Source organism: Dechloromonas aromatica RCB (genome assembly GCF_000012425.1).
Map to the genome: position 1 here is coordinate 3,059,741 of NC_007298.1, position 18,128 is coordinate 3,077,868.

Genomic DNA, 18,128 nt, shown 5'->3' on the forward strand with positions numbered 1-18,128 from the left:
GAAAATATTTAATAAAAACGAATCCAGCCTGACGATCTAAAGCAGTCGTTCAAAGGCCAGCGCACCATTCAAGTGCGCAACCTTTCCCGCGCCCGGCATAACAATGCCCCCAGACAGTGCAGCGAGATGCCGCTTGGCACAGCGGCTATAATTATGGTTTTGCCAAGCAACGAGACGAACGCCATGGAAGCCGAACACATCAACAGCATCTCCAACAAGCTCGACGATCTGGCGCAGCGCGCCGCCGAGCTGCGGAGGTATCTTTGACTACGATCAGAAACGCGAACGCCTGACCCTCCTCAACCAGGAGATGGAAGACCCGAAGATCTGGGATGACGCCAAACGCGCCCAGGAACTCGGTCGCGAGAAGAAATCGCTGGAAAACATCGTGCTGGTGCTGGAAGAAGTCCAGTCCGGGCTCAACGATGGCCGCGAACTGTTCGACATGGGCAAGGAAGACGGCGACGAAGACACCCTGCTCTCCGTCGAGGCCGACAATGCCGAACTCGAGAAGAAGGTTGCGGCCCTCGAATTCCGCCGCATGTTCAACAACCCGTCCGACCCGATGCCCTGCTTCCTGGAAATCCAGGCTGGCGCCGGCGGCACCGAAGCCCAGGACTGGGCCTCGATGCTGCTGCGCATGTACCTGAAGTATGGCGAGAAGAAGGGTTTCACCGTTGAGGTGATGGAAGAATCGGAAGGCGATGTCGCCGGTCTGAAGAGCGCTACCGTCAAGTTCACCGGCGACTACGCCTACGGCACGCTGCGCACCGAAACCGGCATTCACCGCCTGGTCCGCAAGTCGCCGTTCGACTCCAACGCCCGCCGCCACACCAGCTTCACCTCGGTATTCGTGTTCCCGGAAGTCGATGACTCGATCGAGATCAACATCAATCCGGCCGACGTGCGCACCGACACCTACCGCGCCTCCGGCGCCGGCGGTCAGCACATCAACAAGACCGACTCGGCCGTCCGTCTGACCCACGTCCCGACCGGCATCGTCGTCCAGTGCCAGAACGACCGTTCGCAGCACCGCAACCGCGACGAAGCCTGGCAGATGCTGCGTGCCCGCATCTACGAGTTCGAATTGCGCAAGCAGCAGGCCGAACAGCAGAAGCTGGAAGACGCCAAGTCCGACATCGGCTGGGGCCATCAGATCCGTTCCTACGTGCTCGACCAGTCGCGCATCAAGGATCTGCGTACCAACCACGAAACCGGCAATACCCAGGCCGTGCTTGATGGCGACCTCGATCCCTTCATCGAAGCCAGCCTGAAGCAAGGCGTCTAAGGCAGTGATCGCCTGCCGATGAGGCGCTTCCTCAAATGGCTGGCGATCATCCTGCTGCTGCCGCTCACCATCGCGGCAGCACTGATCCTTTTTGCCACCGACCCGCAAGCACTGGTCGACCGCGGCGACGCCATCTCCCCGGCCTCGGTCGACCAGGCCAAGCACCTTGTCGCCGCCAACGATCCACGACGCCAGCAAGCCGGCGAGATTCGCACCGTGGCGGTCCCTGCGGCGCTGATTGACGAAGGCATCAACTACGTCGCCGGGCGATATTTGCATGCCCGCGGCGCCTTCGCCCTGACCGACGATGCCGGCGAAGTCCGTATCACCTTTGCGCTGCCAGGAAGGCGTTTCCTGAATCTGCGCGCGCTGGCCCATGGCATCGAAGGCAAGCTGCGCATCGTCGACGCCAGGCTCGGCAGCATCCCCGTACCGACCACCTTCGTCGAATTTGCCATCGCCAGAACAGTGAGCGCGCTGGGTTTCGACCGGGAATGGCGACTGGCTGAAAACGCCATTCAGCACATTTCCTTCAATCAGGATCAGGCGACGGTATCAGTCACCTACACCTGGGAACCGGGCATCCTCGATCGGGCGCGTGCGGTCGCCTTGTCCCCCGAAGAAATCGCCCGCCTTCGTGAAGCCCGCCTGGCGCTGGCGGCACTCTTTGCCCATCGCGCCCCCGGCTCTCGAATCAGACTTTCGGAAGTCCTGATGGCAATACTTCCCGTTTCTGGCGCCCCAATTAAACAAGGCCGAGCCAGTCTGCTGGTTCTGAGCAGCTATCTGGCCGACAAAGACCTGGCGGCGCTGGTTCCCGCGGCCAGAAACTGGCCACGCGTCCACTGGGTCAACATCACCCTGGCCGGCCGCCACGATCTTGCCCAGCATTTCGTCATCTCAGCCGCCCTCGCCGCCTGGGCTGGCGAACCGGTGGCCGACGCCATCGGCCTCTACAAGGAACTGGAAGACGCCCACCACGGCAGCGGTTTTTCCTTCATCGACCTGACCGCTGACCGGGCCGGCACCCGCTTTGGCGAAGCACTGCTCAGGAAGCCCGAAGGACTGCTGGAAACAATAAAGAAGGCGTTGTCCGACGAACAACTGCTGCCGGTCGTCAATGATCTTCCGGAAGACCTGCACGAACCCGAATTCAAGCGCCGCTTCGAAAGCCATGAAAGCCCGCAGTTCAAGGCAATGGCCCATGAGATCGAACGCCGCCTCGACACCCTTCCGCTCTATCGCTGATCGACCGCCATGCTCGACAACCTGTTCGCCAATCTTCCCCCGCTCGGCACCGAAGAAGAAGCATTTGCCACCCTGCTGGCCGAACCGGGACTGACCGTTCAACGCATCGTCTCGACCGGTCAGTCCAGCCCTGATGGATTCTGGTATGACCAGCCCGACGCCGAATGGGTATTGCTGATCAGCGGCGAGGCACGCTTACGCTTTGAGGATGAAACAGAAGCCAGACGCCTGCAACCGGGCGCTTTCGTCGACATCGCTGCCGGTCGCCGACACCGTGTCGAATGGACGGCGCCGGATACGCCCACCATCTGGCTAGCGATTCACCGCGCTGGACGTTAAACCCCTTCGCCGTTCAGACAGCGCAGCATGGTCTCGAATAGCACCTCGGGCCGGATCGGCTTGGTCACAAAACCATTCATCCCGATATCCAGGCAGCGCTGCTTTTCGTAGGCGAACGCGTTGGCCGTCAGGGCGACAATCGGCACCTTCTCGCCCCCCGGCAGTTGTCGAATGCACTGCGTGGCCTCCAGCCCCCCCATGTTGGGCATCAGCATGTCCATCAGGATCAGTGCATAGTCGTTGCGACTGGCCAGATCGACGGCCTCACGGCCATCCTTCGCGGTATCGATCTCGCAGTTCAGGCGCGAAAGGATGGCCTCGGCCACATGTCGATTGATAACCTCATCCTCGACGAGCAAAAAACGACACCCCGCAAAATCCCTGGCCAAGACAACTTCCGCGCTCTCCGCTGATAGCAAGGGGATCGCCGGCCGAGCAAGCGGCGCAGAAGCGCGTTTCAGAGAAGCAGTGAACCAGAACAGGCTACCCTGCCCGGGCGTACTTGAAACGCCAACCTCGCCGCCCATCAGCTCAGCCAACTGGCGTGTGATTGCCAAGCCGAGGCCGGTCCCGCCATAACGGCGGGTGGTCGAATTATCGGCCTGGCGAAAGGCCGAAAATATCTCATCCCTGGCTTCCGCACTGATGCCAATCCCTGTATCGGCTACCTCGAAGCGAAGCAGGACCGAATCCTCGCTGACCGCCTGCGTAATAACCCGAACATCAATGCTGCCATCTGCAGTGAACTTGATGGCATTTGAAACATAGTTGAGCAAGGCCTGCCTGAGCCTGACCGGATCACCAACCAGCCCGGACGGAGCGTCCAACTCACCAATCCGCACGTCCAACCCCTTCTCCGCAGCCTGATCGGCAACCATCGAAAGAACTTCGAAAACGATGTTCTCAACGGCCAGCGGAATATTTTCCAGCTCCAGCCGGCCGGCCTCTATCTTGGACATATCAAGTACGTTGGTGATCAAGCCGAGCAGGTGCTCGCCTGCCGCATCGATGTGACCAACATACTTTTTCTGGGCAGTATCCAGTTCGGTGCGCGAGAGAATATGGGCCATGCCGATAATGGCATTGAGCGGTGTGCGAATCTCGTGGCTCATGTTGGCCAGGAAAGCCGTCTTCATCTGCTCGGCGCGCTCAGCCGCCTCCGAAGCCCGGGTCAGATAAGTCGCCAGCGCCTGCTCTTCACTGATGTCACGCGCCAGCAGGGCAAAATGACGTACGCCATCACCGGAATTAATCTCGATGATCGTCAATTCAACCGGAAAATCTTCCCCGTCGCCCCGTTGCCCCACCGCCTTGAGGCCGGAAATACGTTCTTCGGCCATGACGCGTTGCATCATCTGACCGAGCAAGCCCGGATTTTTTTCTTCCGGCAGCAATATCGACAGGGGCTGACCGAGCACCGGTTGCGTTGCAGGCCGGAACATGTCGAGCGAGTTATCGTCCATCGACTCGATCACTGCGTCCTGACCGACAACAACGACGCCAAGCGCCGTGGCCGCCAGCAACATCTGGCTGCGCTCGACGGCACGCTTGCGGGTCAGCAAATTGTGAAGCCGGGCACGGATTTCCTCGGCCAGGATCGGCTTCTGCACATAATCGTCGACCCCGAGCTGGAACAACTCGATTCGCCGCAACGGATTGTCAAAAGCTGTCACCGCCAGAACCGGCGTTTCACCCTTGGGTAAAGGCAAGCGACGAATCCGGTTGATCAAGCGCGTGCCGGTCATGTGCCCACCCAGGACGACATCGCACAACACCAGATCGTAATCATTGGCTTCAAAAGCCAGCCACGCCTCGTCAGCCGAGGCAAACGCATCGACCGTCATGCCCCAGTCGCGCAACTGGGCTTCAAGCAGGGCGCGCTGATCCCTGCTGTCCTCAACATAAAGAATCCGGCAACGCATCGGCTGCAGCAACTCAACGTAATGCCGCATGAAACGAAGCAGTTCGTCGATATCCTGCTTGCGGAAAAGCTCGCTCACACCAGCTTGTTCAGCCTGTGTTGCCAGGCCGGAGCTGGCGCTCGACGTCAGCAAGACGATCGGTTCAGCCTTGGCCCTGCCATCGGCACGCAAGGCTTTGGCCAGCTCGATGCCATCACCATCCGGCAGTTGCCCGGAAATAATGAAGAAATGAAAGGTCTCGCGGGCGACAATCTCGCGCGCTTCCTGTTGCGACAAGGCGAGTTCGACCCGGACATCCGCATAATGGCCCAATGCCCGCTGCAGGATGTCCCGGTAAAGATGCGTGGCATCGACAACGAGGATGTTCATAGGCCCCTCACAACTCTATTCATGCACCGGCGACGTTGCCTGATACGCCGAGCACACACGCCAGACGGATTTTGGACGCTTTGCCCTTGTTCCAACCGGGTGTAATCGGCGAAAATCACGAATTCTAAGCCATAGTCGGCTTACTCATCGCATCCAAGGATTCTCCATGTCCAACGCCGAACAGCAAGCCCCGGTCCAGCAAGACGAAAACCAACTCATCGCAGAGCGCCGTGCCAAACTGGCCGAGTGGCGCAAGACCGGGAAGGCTTTCCCGAATGATTTCCAGCGTGAGAACACCGCTGCCAAGGTCCTCGAAGGCTATGGCGAGAAAACGGCGGAAGAGCTTGAAGGCCTGCCGATTGAAGTCAAGGTTGCCGGCCGCCTGATGCTCAAGCGCGTCATGGGCAAGGCTTCCTTTGCCACCATTCAGGATCTGTCGGGCCGTATCCAGATCTACATCACCCGGGACCGCGTTGGTGAAGAGGTCTATGCCGACTTCAAGACCTGGGACTTGGGCGACATCATTGGCGTCACCGGTAGCCTGATGAAGACCAAGACCGGCGAGCTGTCGATTCAGGCCGCCGAAATCCGCCTGCTGACCAAGTCGCTGCGCCCGCTGCCGGACAAGTTCCACGGCCTGGCCGATCAGGAAATGAAGTATCGCCAGCGCTATGTCGACCTGATCATGAACGAGGAAACGCGCTTCACCTTCCGCGCCCGTTCGGCCATCGTTGCCTCTATCCGCAACTACATGACCGGCCATGGCTTCATGGAAGTCGAAACGCCGATGATGCACCCGATCCCGGGCGGTGCCTCGGCCAAGCCGTTTGTCACGCACCACAACGCGCTCGACATGCAGCAGTTCCTGCGCATCGCGCCGGAGCTGTACCTGAAGCGCCTGGTCGTCGGCGGTTTCGAGAAGGTTTTCGAAATCAACCGCAATTTCCGCAATGAAGGTCTCTCGCCGCGCCACAACCCCGAATTCACGATGATGGAGTTCTACGAGGCCTACGCGAACTACCACACGCTGATGGACTTCACCGAAGGCCTGCTCCGCCACGCCGCCCGCGAGGCACTGGGCAAGGAAGTCTTCGTCTATCAGGGCCGCGAACTGGACCTCTCCAAGCCTTTCCATCGCCTTACCATCAACCAGGCCATCCAGCGCCAGCATCCGGAATTTAGTGATGCCGAGCTGGCCGATCCGGAATTCCTGAAAGCCAAGATCAAACACTTCGGTGAGCCGCTCAAGCCGGGCGGTCTGGGCAGCCTGCAACTGCAACTGTTCGAAGCCTGCGCCGAAGCCCACTGCTGGGAGCCGACTTTCATCATCGACTACCCGGTCGAAGTGTCCCCGCTGGCCCGTGCCTCGGACACCAACCCGGAAATCACCGAGCGTTTTGAGCTGTTCATCGTTGGGCGTGAAATCGCCAACGGGTTCTCGGAGTTGAATGATGCCGAAGATCAGGCAGCGCGCTTCCAGGAACAGATGAAAGCGAAGGATGCCGGCGACGAGGAAGCGATGTATTACGACGCCGATTTCATTCGCGCGCTGGAATATGGCCTGCCGCCGACCGGTGGCTGTGGCATCGGCATTGATCGCCTGATCATGCTGCTGACCGACGCCGCCGCGATTCGGGATGTCATCCTATTCCCCTCCATGCGCCCCGAATGATTGATGCGTGGCTGCGCTTGCCAACTCGGCGTTGCCGGAGACCTTGCATAGCGCTGCTATGCGGCGGCCACCGGCGCCTTGATTTGGCGGCGCTCGCTCACGCATCGGTTGAAGATTGCTGAAGATGCAAATCCGTCAGTTGCAGATTGCCAACGACCACCTGCAGGACCGCCTGGTCCTGCGCGTTGCCACGCAGGCTGACGAGGAATACCGCATCTGGCTGACCCGGCGTTTCCTGCGTGAGCTGTGGCCACACCTGGCCGCCCTTCTTGGCAAACTGACCACACCAGCCCCGGCCATGGCCGAGATGGAGGTTGCCGAGCAAGCCAGCTTCGAACAGCCGTTCAGCGACGACAACGCCACCTACCCGCTGGGCTCGTCGCCCTTGCTGACCAGCGAGATCAAGTTCGATACCCTGAGCGACGGCAATTTCAGCCTGACTTTCCGTGAAGGTCGGGAGCGCAGCTTCCAGTTGGGCCTGACCCCCGATCTGCTGCAGGCGCTGTGCGCCATGCTGCGGGCCGGCGCCGAACAGGCGCAGTGGAATCTGGCGCTGGATTACGCGGCCGCACCCGAGCCAGTTTCCGTCCCGAACACCAGCCGCCCATCCCGCCTGCACTAGTGGAAAAACTGCAGCCTGCGAGGCTCGAATTCGTCGCCTACGACACACCCTACTCGGCGGCCTTTGACGACGTTTATCACTCGGCCCTCGGCGGACCAGCCCAGGCCCGGCATGTCTTCCTGGCTGGCAACGAACTACCGGCGCGTTGGCAGGATAAGTACCGTTTCGTCATCCTCGAAACCGGCTTCGGCACCGGGCTAAATTTCCTGGCCACCTGGCAGGCCTGGCGGGATGATCCGCAGCGCTGCCGACGCCTGCACTTCATCTCCTTCGAGAAGCACCCATTCACGCTGGCGGACCTCGCCACCTGCCAGCAAGCCTGGCCGGAATTCGCCGAACTGGCGGCCGAACTGCAGCAAAAATGGCCGCCGTTGGTGCCGGGCATGCACCGGCTCCATCTCAACGACGGACAGGTGATCCTGACCCTGACCTTCGGGGATGCGGCAACGCAACTGCGCTCAATCGATGCCTCGGTCGATGCGTTTTTCCTCGATGGCTTCTCTCCGCCCAAGAACCCCGAACTGTGGTCACCGCATTTCTGCAAAGGCCTCGCCCGCCTGACAGCACCGGGTGCCACGCTGGCCACCTGGTCGGTCGCTGGCCACGTCCGTCAGGCGCTCAAGGACGCTGAATTCGATGTGGCCAAACGTCCCGGCTATATCGGCAAGCGGCAGATGCTGGTCGGCCGCTTCCGCTCGCGTCGCCCGGATCGCCATGTCGCTCCGACCGATCGCCGGGCCATCGTCATCGGTGCCGGCATTGCCGGAAGCAGCACGGCCCATGCACTGGCTGCCGCTGGCTGGCAGGTGACGGTGCTAGAGCAGGCCACCGCACCGGCCACTGGCGCCTCGAGCAACCTGGCCGGCATGCTGCGCCCCTTGCCCAGCGCCGACGACAACCGCCTTTCCCGCATCACCCGCGCCGGGTTTCTGGCCACCCGCGCCCTGCTTGCCGCGCTACCCGAAGCCCGCTGGTCGCCCTGCGGCGTGCTGCATCTGGCACGCGAACCGGAACACGAAGGCCAGCAAAGACGGGCCGTCGAGCAGCTTGGCTTCCCGCCCGAAGTGCTGCAATTCGTCGAGTCCGACGAAGCAAGCCGCCTGCTCGGACAGCCGGTCACCATCGGCGGCTGGTGGTTCCCGAACGGTGGCTGGGTACAGCCGCCCTCGGTCTGCCGGGCCGCACTGGCCGCCTTTCCCGAGCGCATCACGACGCACTTCAATGCCGCAGTCGCCCGGATCGTTCGCCAAAACGATCAATGGCAGGCCCTCGACGCCAATGGCAACTTGCTGGCGGAAGCGCCCGTACTGGTCATGGCCAGCGGGGCTGCCGCCCCGCGTTTCGAACAGTTTGCCTGGCTACCCCAGCGTTCCGGCCGCGGCCAGGTCAGCCACCTGCCAGCGAGTGTCGGCAAGCCGCTGAATACCGTGCTCTTCCAGATCGGCTACACCATACCCGCCATTGACGACACACAACTAATCGGTGCCTCGCTGTCTTACGAAGATGATGAGTCCGCCGAACGCGAGGCAGATCACCGCGACAATCTGGCCCGCCTGCGCCTGACCCTGCCGGATTTTGCGAGCGACCTCGACCCGGCCACCCTGCATGGCCGTGTCGGCTTCCGCCCGATGTCGCCGGACCGGATGCCGATCGTTGGCGCCGTGCCGGATACCATGACCGCAACGCCCAACACCCGCCTCCACAACATTCCCCGTCAGCCCGGCCTGTGGTGTGTCCAGGGTTTTGGTGCTCGTGGCATCGTCTGGTCGGCACTGATGGCCGATCTGCTGGTCAGCCAGCTGGAAGGCGAACCGCTCCCTCTGGAAAGAGACCTCGTCGATGCGCTCGACCCCGGTCGCTTCCTGATCAAAGCGGCGCGCAACTCTGGCGGAGAATTGCCCTCTGACGAAGAGACGAGCGAACCAGCTGCATAATCATGCATAAGCTTAGAAAACATGCTTATTGGCGCACGTCGCCGGGCGCGCTAAGCTAGACAGGTTATTTTCCGACTTTCCTTTTTGACAACAACATCAAGAGAGACGCACGCATGAAGATCGAAACCATTGCCGTCCATGGCGGCTACTCGCCCGACCCGACCACCAAGGCCGTCGCTGTTCCTATCTACCAGACGACCTCCTACGCCTTCGACAGCACCCAGCATGGTGCCGATCTGTTCGACCTGAAGGTCGCCGGCAACATCTACACCCGCATCATGAATCCAACGCAGGACGTGCTGGAAAAGCGCGTCGCCGAGATGGAAGGCGGCATCGCCGCACTGTGCCTGGCCTCCGGCATGGCTGCCATCACCGCCGCAATCCAGACCATCGCCGAAGCCGGTGACAACATCGTCACCTCCAGCACCCTGTACGGCGGCACCTACAACCTGTTCGCCCACACCCTGCCGCAATACGGTATCGAAGTCCGCTTCGCCGACTACCGCGATCCGCAGGCCTTCGAGAAGCTGATCGACGGCAAGACCAAGGCCGTCTTCTGCGAATCCGTCGGCAACCCGCTGGGCAATGTCGTCGATTTCGAAAAACTGGCCGAAGTCGCCCACAAGCATGGCGTGCCGGTCATCGTCGACAACACGGTGCCCTCGCCCTACCTGTGCCGCCCGTTCGAGCACGGTGCCGACATCGTCGTCCATGCCCTGACCAAGTACCTCGGCGGCCACGGCAATAGCATCGGCGGCATCATCGTCGATAGCGGCAAGTTCCCTTGGGCCGAGCACAAGGCCAAGTTCAAGCGCCTCAACGAGCCGGACGTTTCCTACCACGGCGTCGTCTACACCGAAGCCCTCGGCCCTGCCGCCTACATCGGCCGCGCCCGCGTCGTGCCGCTGCGCAACATGGGCGCCGCGATCAGCCCGTTCAACGCCTTCCTGATTCTGCAAGGCATCGAAACCCTGGCCCTGCGCATGGACCGCATCTGCGAAAACTCGCTGAAGATCGCCAACTTCCTTAAGTCGCATCCGAAATGCAGCTGGGTCAACTACGCCGGCCTGCCCGACCACAAAGACCACGCCCTGGTCCAGAAATACATGGGCGGCCGCGCCTCCGGCATCCTGAACTTCGGTGTCAAGGGCGGCCGCGAAGGTGGTGGCAAGTTCCAGGACGCACTGAAGCTGGTGACTCGTCTGGTCAACATCGGCGACTGCAAGACCCTGGCCTGCCACCCGGCCTCGACCACGCACCGCCAGCTGTCGCCGGAAGAACTGGCCAAGGCCGGCGTTTCCGAAGACATGATCCGCCTGTCGGTTGGTATCGAGCACGTCGACGACCTGATCGCCGACCTCGATCAGGCCCTGAACGCCGCCTGATCATCTTCGCCCCCAATTTAAACCCGGCCGCGTGCCGGGTTTTTTATTGCTCGTCTTTAACCGAAAGCTCGCCATGTCAGCGTGCTATGCTGAGCCACACATCTTGCAGTTTTTCCCCTCGCTACCATCCACCCGAAGGAGCTGGAAAATGCTGACTCCAACCCAGAAACAAACCGCCCAATCCATCGTCAACCTGTTCGAAACCGGGGCCGTTCTGGGGCATTACGGCAACGTCACGGTGATTCCCGGAGACACCGGCCACCTCACCTTCGGCCGCTCGCAAACCACGCTCTGCTCAGGGAATCTGCTTGACCTGCTGCAGCGCTATTGCGGCAACGACGGTGCCCGCTTTGGCGACAAGCTTTCCGCCTGGCTAGCGCGCTTCGAAGCGGTCGACCTTTCGCTCGACGACGACCTTCACCTGCATAACCTCCTGCGCGCTACCGCCGACGACCCGGTCATGCGGGAAACACAGGACCTTTTCTTTGATGAGGTCTATTGGCAACCAGCGGCCAAAGCGGCCGACAACTTCGGCATCAAGTCGGCGCTTGGTGTCGCCGTGGTTTACGACAGCTGGGTGCATGGCTCATGGAAAACCTTGCGGGACATGACCAATCAGAAGTCAGGCCCCATCGCCACGCTGGGTGAACGTGCCTGGATCAAGGCCTATGTTGAAACCAGACGTTCATGGCTGGCCAATCATTCACGTAGCGATTTACGCGGCACCACCTACCGCATGGATGCTTTCCTGCGGCTGATCGAGCAAGGCTATTGGGGTCTGGCGTTGCCGCTGGTGGTCCACGGAGAGGAAATTTCACTGGCCACGCTGCGTGCCATGCCTCCCGGCTGCTACGACGGACCCCAACCGGGGACGCGCAGTATCGCCTTGCAGACACCACTGGCCCGGGGCCTCGATGTCCGGCTTCTACAACTCGGAATGTCCGGTCGTGGCGTCGCCATCAAGGCAGATGGCATCTTCGGCCAGACCAGCGTCAATTTACTGAAACGTTTTCAGGCCAGCCAGGGCCTGCCCGCCAATGGCATCGCCACGCCGCAACAGCTCAGCGAACTCGTCGATTAAGCCATTCAGGACTTTAGTGGCTCGTTCTCGGACGGCAGAAGGGGCTGGGGAACGCTGGTCGCATACAACACCCCGGCGCAACAACCAAAAAAGGCAACAACAGCGGCGAGGCTGGGCGTCCAGCTATCACCCAGGCCACGCGTTTGCCAGAACCAGATAAAAAAGCCAGCTGCCGGCAACATCATCAGTGTGCACAGGCCCGAACAAACAAGGGCAATCTTGTGCCCGATATGACGCGGTTTTCTAATCATTCTGCTTCCTCAACTTTTAGCCAGATTGAACGGTTGTCGCGGGCATCGCTGGTACCAATGCTAAAGGCACCGCCTTGCTGGCCCGCAGCCTGTTTGCCACTACCGCCCAGTTCGATCCACTCGCCTAGTGTGCCAGAGACGGTCGTCGCCAGTCGCTGCGAACTGACCGCGCCACGTCCATAAGCCGGGTCAAAACTTTCAGCCTGTTGGGAAATCTCCAGCGTGACACGCTGGCCATTGACGCGTGGGGTGGCGTAGAAACCACTGCCAATATCCCGATAGACCACGCCTTCATTGACCAAGGCCCCTCCCGGTCCGACAATCATCTGACGCATCGGGATAGCCAATGAACGGCCAACCTGTATGAAGGCGCGACCGCCTTCGACGGTCTGCACCATCTGCGAGGCACTTTCGCCACGCACGCTTTTTGTATCCCAGACCCTGGCCTCGACGTTGCCGCGACGCGTCCCGCCAAGCACGACCTGCCCGCTTGCCTCGCCACCCCGCGCGGAATCCTCTGCCTGACGATTCTGGGAAATACGGATAATCAACCGGCGCGTCGGTGTATCAATGCTGGCCAAGGCCCGCTTGATGTCAGCCCGGTTACGCGGCGAGGCCTTCAGAAATAGCTGGTTGTTCATGCCGGTCAGCGTGCCTCCCGGCTCCACCAGAGGCAGCAGGGCCGGCAAAACCTCCTCGACGTTCTTGCTGCGCAGCTCGATGATTTCCATCTGCTGAGCCCAGAGCGAAGTGCTGAATAAAAAGGTAAGCAACAACAGTATCCGCGCCATCAAATAGCCTCCCTTGGCAGCGTTAAGACTCATTCCTGACACAAGGCAAGGCGGTGGCAAGCCGACAGATCATCGGCGACCAGCCGTACTATGCCTGGATCAGCCCGTCCCGAATCGGCGCGCTCCTGAAGAATCGCCATGATCTGCTCGGGCGCCATCGGCTTGCGGTAAGGACGCTCTTGGGCCAGCGCCTGAAAGATATCGGCGACATTGATGATCCTCGCCTCGATGGGCAAAGCGGAGCCACCAAGCCGGAAAGGATAGCCATGCCCATCCGGTGTTTCGTGATGTAACGACGCCCAGCGGGCAATCTCGGTGATCGCATGGAGCCGCTTCAACACCTGCAGCGTGCCGTAGCTATGGCTCTTCATGATGTCGAACTCGTGCTGGCTCAAGGCACCATGACCTTCGATGATTTCATCCGGAATCTGCAACTTGCCGATATCGTGGAGCAAGCCGGCCACCTCGATTTTCTCGCAAGTAATCGGATCCAGCCCGCATCGCTCGGCAAGATGGCGAGACAGGCGCGAAACGCCTTGGGAATGCTGCTCGGTATAAGGCGACTTGGCGTCGATAATCCGAGAAAAAATGGCGGCACACTGCTTGAGCTCCGACCAGCCGATCATCCGCAAGTCGCCATGGGACTCCATATCGAGCTGATACTGTTGTACCCACTCCGGCTGCAACGCCAGCCAGAAAGCCTCGCCTTCGGAGATGGCCAGAAAGGCATCCAGCAGTTCTGGAGAAAACAGGTGCCCACGCTCGTCGGCCAAACGGGCACGAATCTGGTCGGTGTTCGACAAGAGCGTCTGATCCGCATGAAACGGGGCAGCCAGTACATCGATACGGTCTGCCAGATAGATCAGATTGGCAAAGCGCGCCGTATCGCCCGGTAGCGACTGCTGCGCCAGCCAGTCCCAGCGGCTGTGGTGATAGCGGATGATGGCGGCGAGATGGGCCAGCGGCTGAAAATCAGCCAGCAATTCGTAACCACGAATGCAATGCTCTTCTGCACCATCCCATTCAAGATCGACCACCAGGCGTCGATGAACCCGGGTCGACGAAACACCGCAATCATGCAGCAAGCCGGCATCGTAGAGAACAAGCTGATCGGCCTCGGGCCACCCCAGGCGGATTGCCATCTCACGAGCCAGCATACCCACCCGGCGGCCATGCAGCACATCATCGACGCCGACCAGATCGACCGTATTGGCGATCGTCATCACCAATTGTCTCAGGTCGATAGCGAGGTCTGCAGGATGGAGCGTTTCTGTCATTTTTATCAGGCCACGTTATGCGGCAAAGCGAGATATTCCTTGGAATTCATTTCCGTCAGACGGCTGACGGTGCGGGCAAATTCACTCGCCTGGGTGCCCTCAGTATAGAGCGCTTCCGCCGCACAATCAGCAGTCGCAATCAACTTGACCCGGTGATCGTAGAACACGTCCACCAGCCAGGTAAACCGCCGTGCCTCGGAAGCCTGATGCATGGTCATTTTGGGAATATGGGAGAGCAGCACCGTGTGATAGGCACGAGCGATCTCCAGATAATCATTCTGCGACCGCGGGCCACCGCACAGCGTCCGGAAGTCGAACCAGATCACGCCGTGGCCGCGCCGGACCGTATCAATGTTGCGCCCAAGCACCTCGATATGGCCGCCCTTTTTACCCTCTTCGCCGGCGACCATCTTGAAATAATCGAACATCTTCTTTTCGGCGGCGGCATCAGACGGATAGTGATATATCTCGACCTGCTCCAGTGCCCGCAAGCGATAGTCGACACCCGCATCAACCTCGAAAACATCCAGATGCTTCTTCAACAGGGCAATGGTCGGCAGGAAGCTTTCCCGATGCAGGCCGTTCGGATAAAGCATGTCCGGCGGATAGTTGGAGGTCATGACCAGAATGACGCCCTGGGCAAGCAAGCCATCCATCAAGCGACCAAGAATCATCGCATCGGCAATATCAGAAACGTGGAATTCGTCGAAACACAATAGCCGAACTTCCTTGGCGATGGCCTCGGCCAGCCTCAGCATGGGATCAGGTTCGCCCTTGTACTTTTCCAGATCGTGGTGAATCTGCTGCATGAAGGCATGGAAGTGGATGCGCCGCTTGCGCCGATAAGGGACAGATTCGTAAAAGCAGTCCATCAAAAAGCTCTTGCCTCGCCCCACCCCACCCCAGAAATACACGCCTTTCGGTGGCGTCGGCGGCGAGAGCAGGCGCTTGAACGTACTGCTGCGGTTAACCTTGAACGCGAGCAGATTCCCGTAGAGGTGTTGCAAGGCATTTGCTGCCGTCATCTGCGCGGCATCGGCCATATAGCCGCGGGCATCAAGCAAGGCTTTATAGGCGTCGAGCATGCCCTGCGCGGCGACATTCAGTTTTTTATGCGGCATCTTGGTGAATCTAGTTTGGGGAGAAAGATATTTTGCCAAAAAACAAAGGCGGGTGCGTTTCCGCAACCCGCCTTTTGAGCAGCAAACTTGCCGCTTAGAAGTTCAGCGTACGCTTGTCGCAGGCCAGCGCCGCTTCATGCACGGTCTCCGACAGGGTCGGGTGAGCGTGGCAGATGCGGGCCAGATCTTCGGAAGCGCCACCAAACTCCATGGCGACAACGGCTTCGGCAATGATTTCGGACGCATTGGCACCAATGATGTGCACGCCGAGAATGCGATCGGTCTTCTTGCAGGCCAGCATCTTGACGAAGCCGGACGGATCGCCCATGCCCAGCGCGCGGCCATTGGCCAGGAACGGCACCTTGCCTGCCTTGTACTCGACGCCTTCAGCCTTGAGTTGCTGTTCGGTCTTGCCGACCCAGGCAATTTCCGGCGAGGTGTAGATGACCCAGGGAATGGTGTCGAAGTTGCAATGACCGGCCTGGCCAGCCATCAACTCGGCAACCATGACACCTTCTTCATGCGCCTTGTGCGCCAGCATCGGACCACGAACCACGTCACCGATCGCCCAGATACCCGGCAGATTGGTCTTGCAGTGGCCATCGACTTCAACGAAGCCACGGGCATCCAGCTTCAGGCCAACGGCTTCACCGTTCAGACCATCGGTATTCGGGACACGGCCGATGGAAACGATCAGGCGGTCGGCATCCAGCTTCTGTTCCTTGCCATCCTTGTCGGTATAAGCAATGGAAACCGATTTCTTGGTCGCCTTGATGTCACCGATCTTGACACCCATCTGGATGTTCAGGCCCTGCTTGCTGAACAGCTTGAGCGCTTCCTTGGCCACGTCCACATCGGCAGCGGCCAGGAAATCCGGCATGGCTTCAAGCACGGTGACTTCGGAACCGACGCGACGCCAGACCGAACCCATTTCCAGACCGATGACACCGGCACCGATGATGGCCAGCTTCTTCGGCACGGACTCCTGGTTGAGCGCGCCTTCGTTGTCCATGACGATCTTCTGATCGACCGGCAGGTTCGGCAGGTGACGGGCCTTGGAGCCGGTGGCGACGATGACCTGCTTGGTCAGCACTTCCTCGGCACCAACCTTGACCTTCCAGTAATCGCCTTCTTTGCCGACGAAGGAACCATGGCCTGCCAGGAAGCTAACCTTGTTCTTCTTCAGCAACATCTTGATGCCGGAAGTCAGCTGATTGACCACGCCATCCTTGCGTGCCTTCATGACCGGCACGTCAATGGTGGCCTTGCCAACCTTGATGCCCTGGGCCTCGAAGCTGTGATTGGCTTCCTCGAACAGATGCGAGGTATGCAGCAGGGCCTTGGACGGGATACAGCCAACGTTCAGGCAGGTACCGCCAAGACGCGGCTCACCCTTCGGATCAGCATAAGGATTGGATTCCGCGCAAGCGGCCAAAAAACCGAGCTGCGAAGCACGGATGGCAGCGATGTAGCCGCCGGGGCCGCCGCCGATAACGAGCACGTCAAATTGCTTGGACATGTGACAACCTTTCAGAATTCAGATGTGCAAAAGCGCCAGCGCCCAAAACGGGACGCTGGCGCCGGCAAACGTCGATTAGACGCCGAGCAGCAGGCGCGACGGATCTTCCAGCGCTTCCTTCATGGTCACCAGACCAAGGACGGCTTCGCGGCCATCGATGATGCGGTGGTCGTAGGACATGGCCAGATAGTTCATCGGACGCACAACGACTTGACCGTTCTCAACCATGGCACGGTCCTTCGTGGCGTGAATGCCCAGAATGGCCGACTGCGGCGGGTTGATGATCGGGGTGGACATCATGGAACCGAAGATGCCGCCGTTGGAAATGGAGAAGGTACCACCGGTCAGTTCTTCGATGGTCAGCTTGCCATCCTTGGCCTTGGCGCCAAATTCGGCAATCTTCTTCTCGATTTCGGCGATGCTCATCTGATCAGCATTGCGGATGATCGGCACAACCAGGCCGCGCGGCGAACCGACAGCGATACCGATATCGATATAACCGTGATAGACGATGTCGTTGCCATCAACTGAAGCATTCAGGACTGGGAACTTCTGCAGGGCAGCACAAGCAGCCTTGACGAAGAAGCCCATGAAGCCCAGGCGAACGCCGTGGGTCTTCTCGAACTTCTCACCGTACTGCTTGCGCAGCGCCATCATCGGGCCCATGTTCACTTCATTGAACGTGGTCAGAATGGCGTTGGTCTGCTGCGATTGCAACAGACGCTCGGCGATACGAGCGCGCAGACGGGTCATCGGCACACGCTGTTCGGTACGATCGCCCAGAGCGACCGTGACCGGCGGGGTTGGCAGAGAAACCTTGGCTGCAGCCGGCGCAGCGACCGGGCCAGACTTCGGTGCAGCAGCGACTGCATCTTCCTTGGTCACACGACCACCACGGCCGGAACCGGCGACATCAGCAGCAGCAACACCCTTCTCGTCAAGAATCTTGCGAGCGGACGGGCTAGCCGTACCAGCCGGTGCGGCGGCAGCCGGGGCCGGAGCAGCAGCGGCGGCAGCCTTCGGTGCTTCAGCGGCCGGAGCAGCGACACCAGCCTTGGCTTCGGTATCGATACGGGCGATCAGCTCACCGGAGACAACGGTTTCGCCATCAGCCTTGATGATTTCAACCAGAACGCCAGCAGCCGGCGACGGAACTTCAAGAACGACCTTGTCGGTTTCGATGTCGATCAGGATCTCGTCGCGAGCAACGGCTTCACCAATTTTCTTTTTCCAGGAAGCCAGCGTGCCTTCGGCAACGGACTCGGAAAGCTGGGGAACTTGGACTTCAATAATGCTCATAATGACTCCA

15 protein-coding genes are annotated in these 18,128 nt (G+C 60.1%); 9 read left to right on the forward strand and 6 right to left on the reverse strand.

Annotated features, from left to right (window positions below; all coding sequences use genetic code 11):
• The first annotated feature begins 72 nt into the window (after positions 1–72).
• The 4 genes from DARO_RS23140 (at position 73) to DARO_RS14585 (ending at position 2,875) form a co-directional block, all read left to right on the forward strand.
• Positions 73–267 (forward strand): hypothetical protein, encoded by a 195-nt coding sequence (locus tag DARO_RS23140; protein WP_198134210.1) that lies wholly within the window; start codon positions 73–75, stop codon positions 265–267.
• Positions 184–1,288 (forward strand): peptide chain release factor 2 gene (prfB, locus tag DARO_RS14575; RefSeq protein ID WP_157037227.1). Its coding sequence is split into 2 segments (ribosomal slippage): positions 184–264 and positions 266–1,288, totalling 1,104 coding nucleotides; the frame shifts between segments, so codons are not numbered across the junction. Before DARO_RS23140 ends, prfB begins: the two co-directional genes overlap by 84 nt.
• 18 nt (positions 1,289–1,306) lie before the next feature.
• The gene (locus DARO_RS21830) at positions 1,307–2,536 is read left to right on the forward strand and encodes a hypothetical protein (RefSeq protein ID WP_011288573.1); all 1,230 of its coding nucleotides are present in this window, start codon (positions 1,307–1,309) and stop codon (positions 2,534–2,536) included.
• Positions 2,537–2,545: 9 nt separating this feature from the next.
• A complete protein-coding gene (locus tag DARO_RS14585) occupies positions 2,546–2,875 on the forward strand; it encodes a cupin domain-containing protein (RefSeq protein WP_011288574.1) in 330 nt (109 codons plus the stop codon).
• On the opposite strand, the gene DARO_RS21835 is transcribed toward DARO_RS14585, so the two are convergent.
• On the reverse strand, positions 2,872–5,166 hold the full coding sequence (locus DARO_RS21835; protein ID WP_011288575.1) for a response regulator: 2,295 nt from the start codon (positions 5,164–5,166) through the stop codon (positions 2,872–2,874). The genes DARO_RS14585 and DARO_RS21835 overlap by 4 nt on opposite strands.
• A 166-nt stretch (positions 5,167–5,332) precedes the next feature.
• Between DARO_RS21835 and lysS the strand changes: the two genes are divergently transcribed.
• The 5 genes from lysS (at position 5,333) to DARO_RS14615 (ending at position 11,860) form a co-directional block, all read left to right on the forward strand.
• Positions 5,333–6,838, forward strand: a complete 1,506-nt coding sequence (gene lysS, locus DARO_RS14595; RefSeq protein WP_011288576.1) for a lysine--tRNA ligase — start codon at positions 5,333–5,335, stop codon at positions 6,836–6,838.
• A 124-nt stretch (positions 6,839–6,962) separates the two neighbouring features.
• Positions 6,963–7,460 (forward strand): hypothetical protein, encoded by a 498-nt coding sequence (locus DARO_RS14600; protein WP_011288577.1) that lies wholly within the window; start codon positions 6,963–6,965, stop codon positions 7,458–7,460.
• The gene (mnmC, locus tag DARO_RS14605; protein ID WP_011288578.1) at positions 7,460–9,394 is read left to right on the forward strand and encodes a bifunctional tRNA (5-methylaminomethyl-2-thiouridine)(34)-methyltransferase MnmC2/FAD-dependent 5-carboxymethylaminomethyl-2-thiouridine(34) oxidoreductase MnmC1; all 1,935 of its coding nucleotides are present in this window, start codon (positions 7,460–7,462) and stop codon (positions 9,392–9,394) included. The genes DARO_RS14600 and mnmC overlap by 1 nt, the downstream gene beginning before the upstream one ends.
• Before the next feature lie 113 nt (positions 9,395–9,507).
• Entirely contained in the window at positions 9,508–10,779 is a 1,272-nt protein-coding gene (locus tag DARO_RS14610; RefSeq protein ID WP_011288579.1) for an aminotransferase class I/II-fold pyridoxal phosphate-dependent enzyme, read from the forward strand.
• 148 nt (positions 10,780–10,927) lie between these two features.
• Positions 10,928–11,860, forward strand: a complete 933-nt coding sequence (locus DARO_RS14615) for a peptidoglycan-binding protein (RefSeq protein WP_041224428.1) — start codon at positions 10,928–10,930, stop codon at positions 11,858–11,860.
• Between the two features lie 247 nt (positions 11,861–12,107).
• On the opposite strand, the gene DARO_RS14625 is transcribed toward DARO_RS14615, so the two are convergent.
• The 5 genes from DARO_RS14625 to odhB form a co-directional block, all read right to left on the reverse strand.
• Positions 12,108–12,935 carry a hypothetical protein gene (locus DARO_RS14625; RefSeq protein WP_041224430.1) on the reverse strand — a complete coding sequence of 276 codons (828 nt, stop codon included), beginning with the start codon at positions 12,933–12,935 and terminating at the stop codon, positions 12,108–12,110.
• Positions 12,932–14,179: an HD domain-containing phosphohydrolase gene (locus DARO_RS14630; protein ID WP_011288583.1), complete on the reverse strand. Its 1,248-nt coding sequence runs from the start codon at positions 14,177–14,179 to the stop codon at positions 12,932–12,934. Before DARO_RS14630 ends, DARO_RS14625 begins: the two co-directional genes overlap by 4 nt.
• Before the next feature lie 5 nt (positions 14,180–14,184).
• The gene (gene zapE, locus DARO_RS14635; RefSeq protein WP_011288584.1) at positions 14,185–15,300 is read right to left on the reverse strand and encodes a cell division protein ZapE; all 1,116 of its coding nucleotides are present in this window, start codon (positions 15,298–15,300) and stop codon (positions 14,185–14,187) included.
• A 94-nt stretch (positions 15,301–15,394) separates the two neighbouring features.
• The gene (gene lpdA / locus DARO_RS14640) at positions 15,395–16,819 is read right to left on the reverse strand and encodes a dihydrolipoyl dehydrogenase (RefSeq protein ID WP_011288585.1); all 1,425 of its coding nucleotides are present in this window, start codon (positions 16,817–16,819) and stop codon (positions 15,395–15,397) included.
• 75 nt (positions 16,820–16,894) lie between these two features.
• Positions 16,895–18,118, reverse strand: a complete 1,224-nt coding sequence (odhB, locus tag DARO_RS14645) for a 2-oxoglutarate dehydrogenase complex dihydrolipoyllysine-residue succinyltransferase (RefSeq protein WP_011288586.1) — start codon at positions 18,116–18,118, stop codon at positions 16,895–16,897.
• Positions 18,119–18,128 lie beyond the last annotated feature (10 nt).

Excerpts from the sequence above, each read along its gene's own strand:
- DARO_RS21830 (WP_011288573.1), top strand. The coding sequence starts at position 1,307 with ATGAGGCGCTTCCTCAAATGGCTGGCGATCATCCTGCTGCTGCCGCTC.
- DARO_RS14585 (WP_011288574.1), top strand. The coding sequence starts at position 2,546 with ATGCTCGACAACCTGTTCGCCAATCTTCCCCCGCTCGGCACCGAAGAA.
- DARO_RS21835 (WP_011288575.1), bottom strand. The coding sequence starts at position 5,166 with ATGAACATCCTCGTTGTCGATGCCACGCATCTTTACCGGGACATCCTG.
- lysS (WP_011288576.1), top strand. The coding sequence starts at position 5,333 with ATGTCCAACGCCGAACAGCAAGCCCCGGTCCAGCAAGACGAAAACCAA.
- DARO_RS14600 (WP_011288577.1), top strand. The coding sequence starts at position 6,963 with ATGCAAATCCGTCAGTTGCAGATTGCCAACGACCACCTGCAGGACCGC.
- DARO_RS14610 (WP_011288579.1), top strand. The coding sequence starts at position 9,508 with ATGAAGATCGAAACCATTGCCGTCCATGGCGGCTACTCGCCCGACCCG.
- DARO_RS14615 (WP_041224428.1), top strand. The coding sequence starts at position 10,928 with ATGCTGACTCCAACCCAGAAACAAACCGCCCAATCCATCGTCAACCTG.
- DARO_RS14625 (WP_041224430.1), bottom strand. The coding sequence starts at position 12,935 with ATGAGTCTTAACGCTGCCAAGGGAGGCTATTTGATGGCGCGGATACTG.
- DARO_RS14630 (WP_011288583.1), bottom strand. The coding sequence starts at position 14,179 with ATGACAGAAACGCTCCATCCTGCAGACCTCGCTATCGACCTGAGACAA.
- zapE (WP_011288584.1), bottom strand. The coding sequence starts at position 15,300 with ATGCCGCATAAAAAACTGAATGTCGCCGCGCAGGGCATGCTCGACGCC.
- lpdA (WP_011288585.1), bottom strand. The coding sequence starts at position 16,819 with ATGTCCAAGCAATTTGACGTGCTCGTTATCGGCGGCGGCCCCGGCGGC.
- odhB (WP_011288586.1), bottom strand. The coding sequence starts at position 18,118 with ATGAGCATTATTGAAGTCCAAGTTCCCCAGCTTTCCGAGTCCGTTGCC.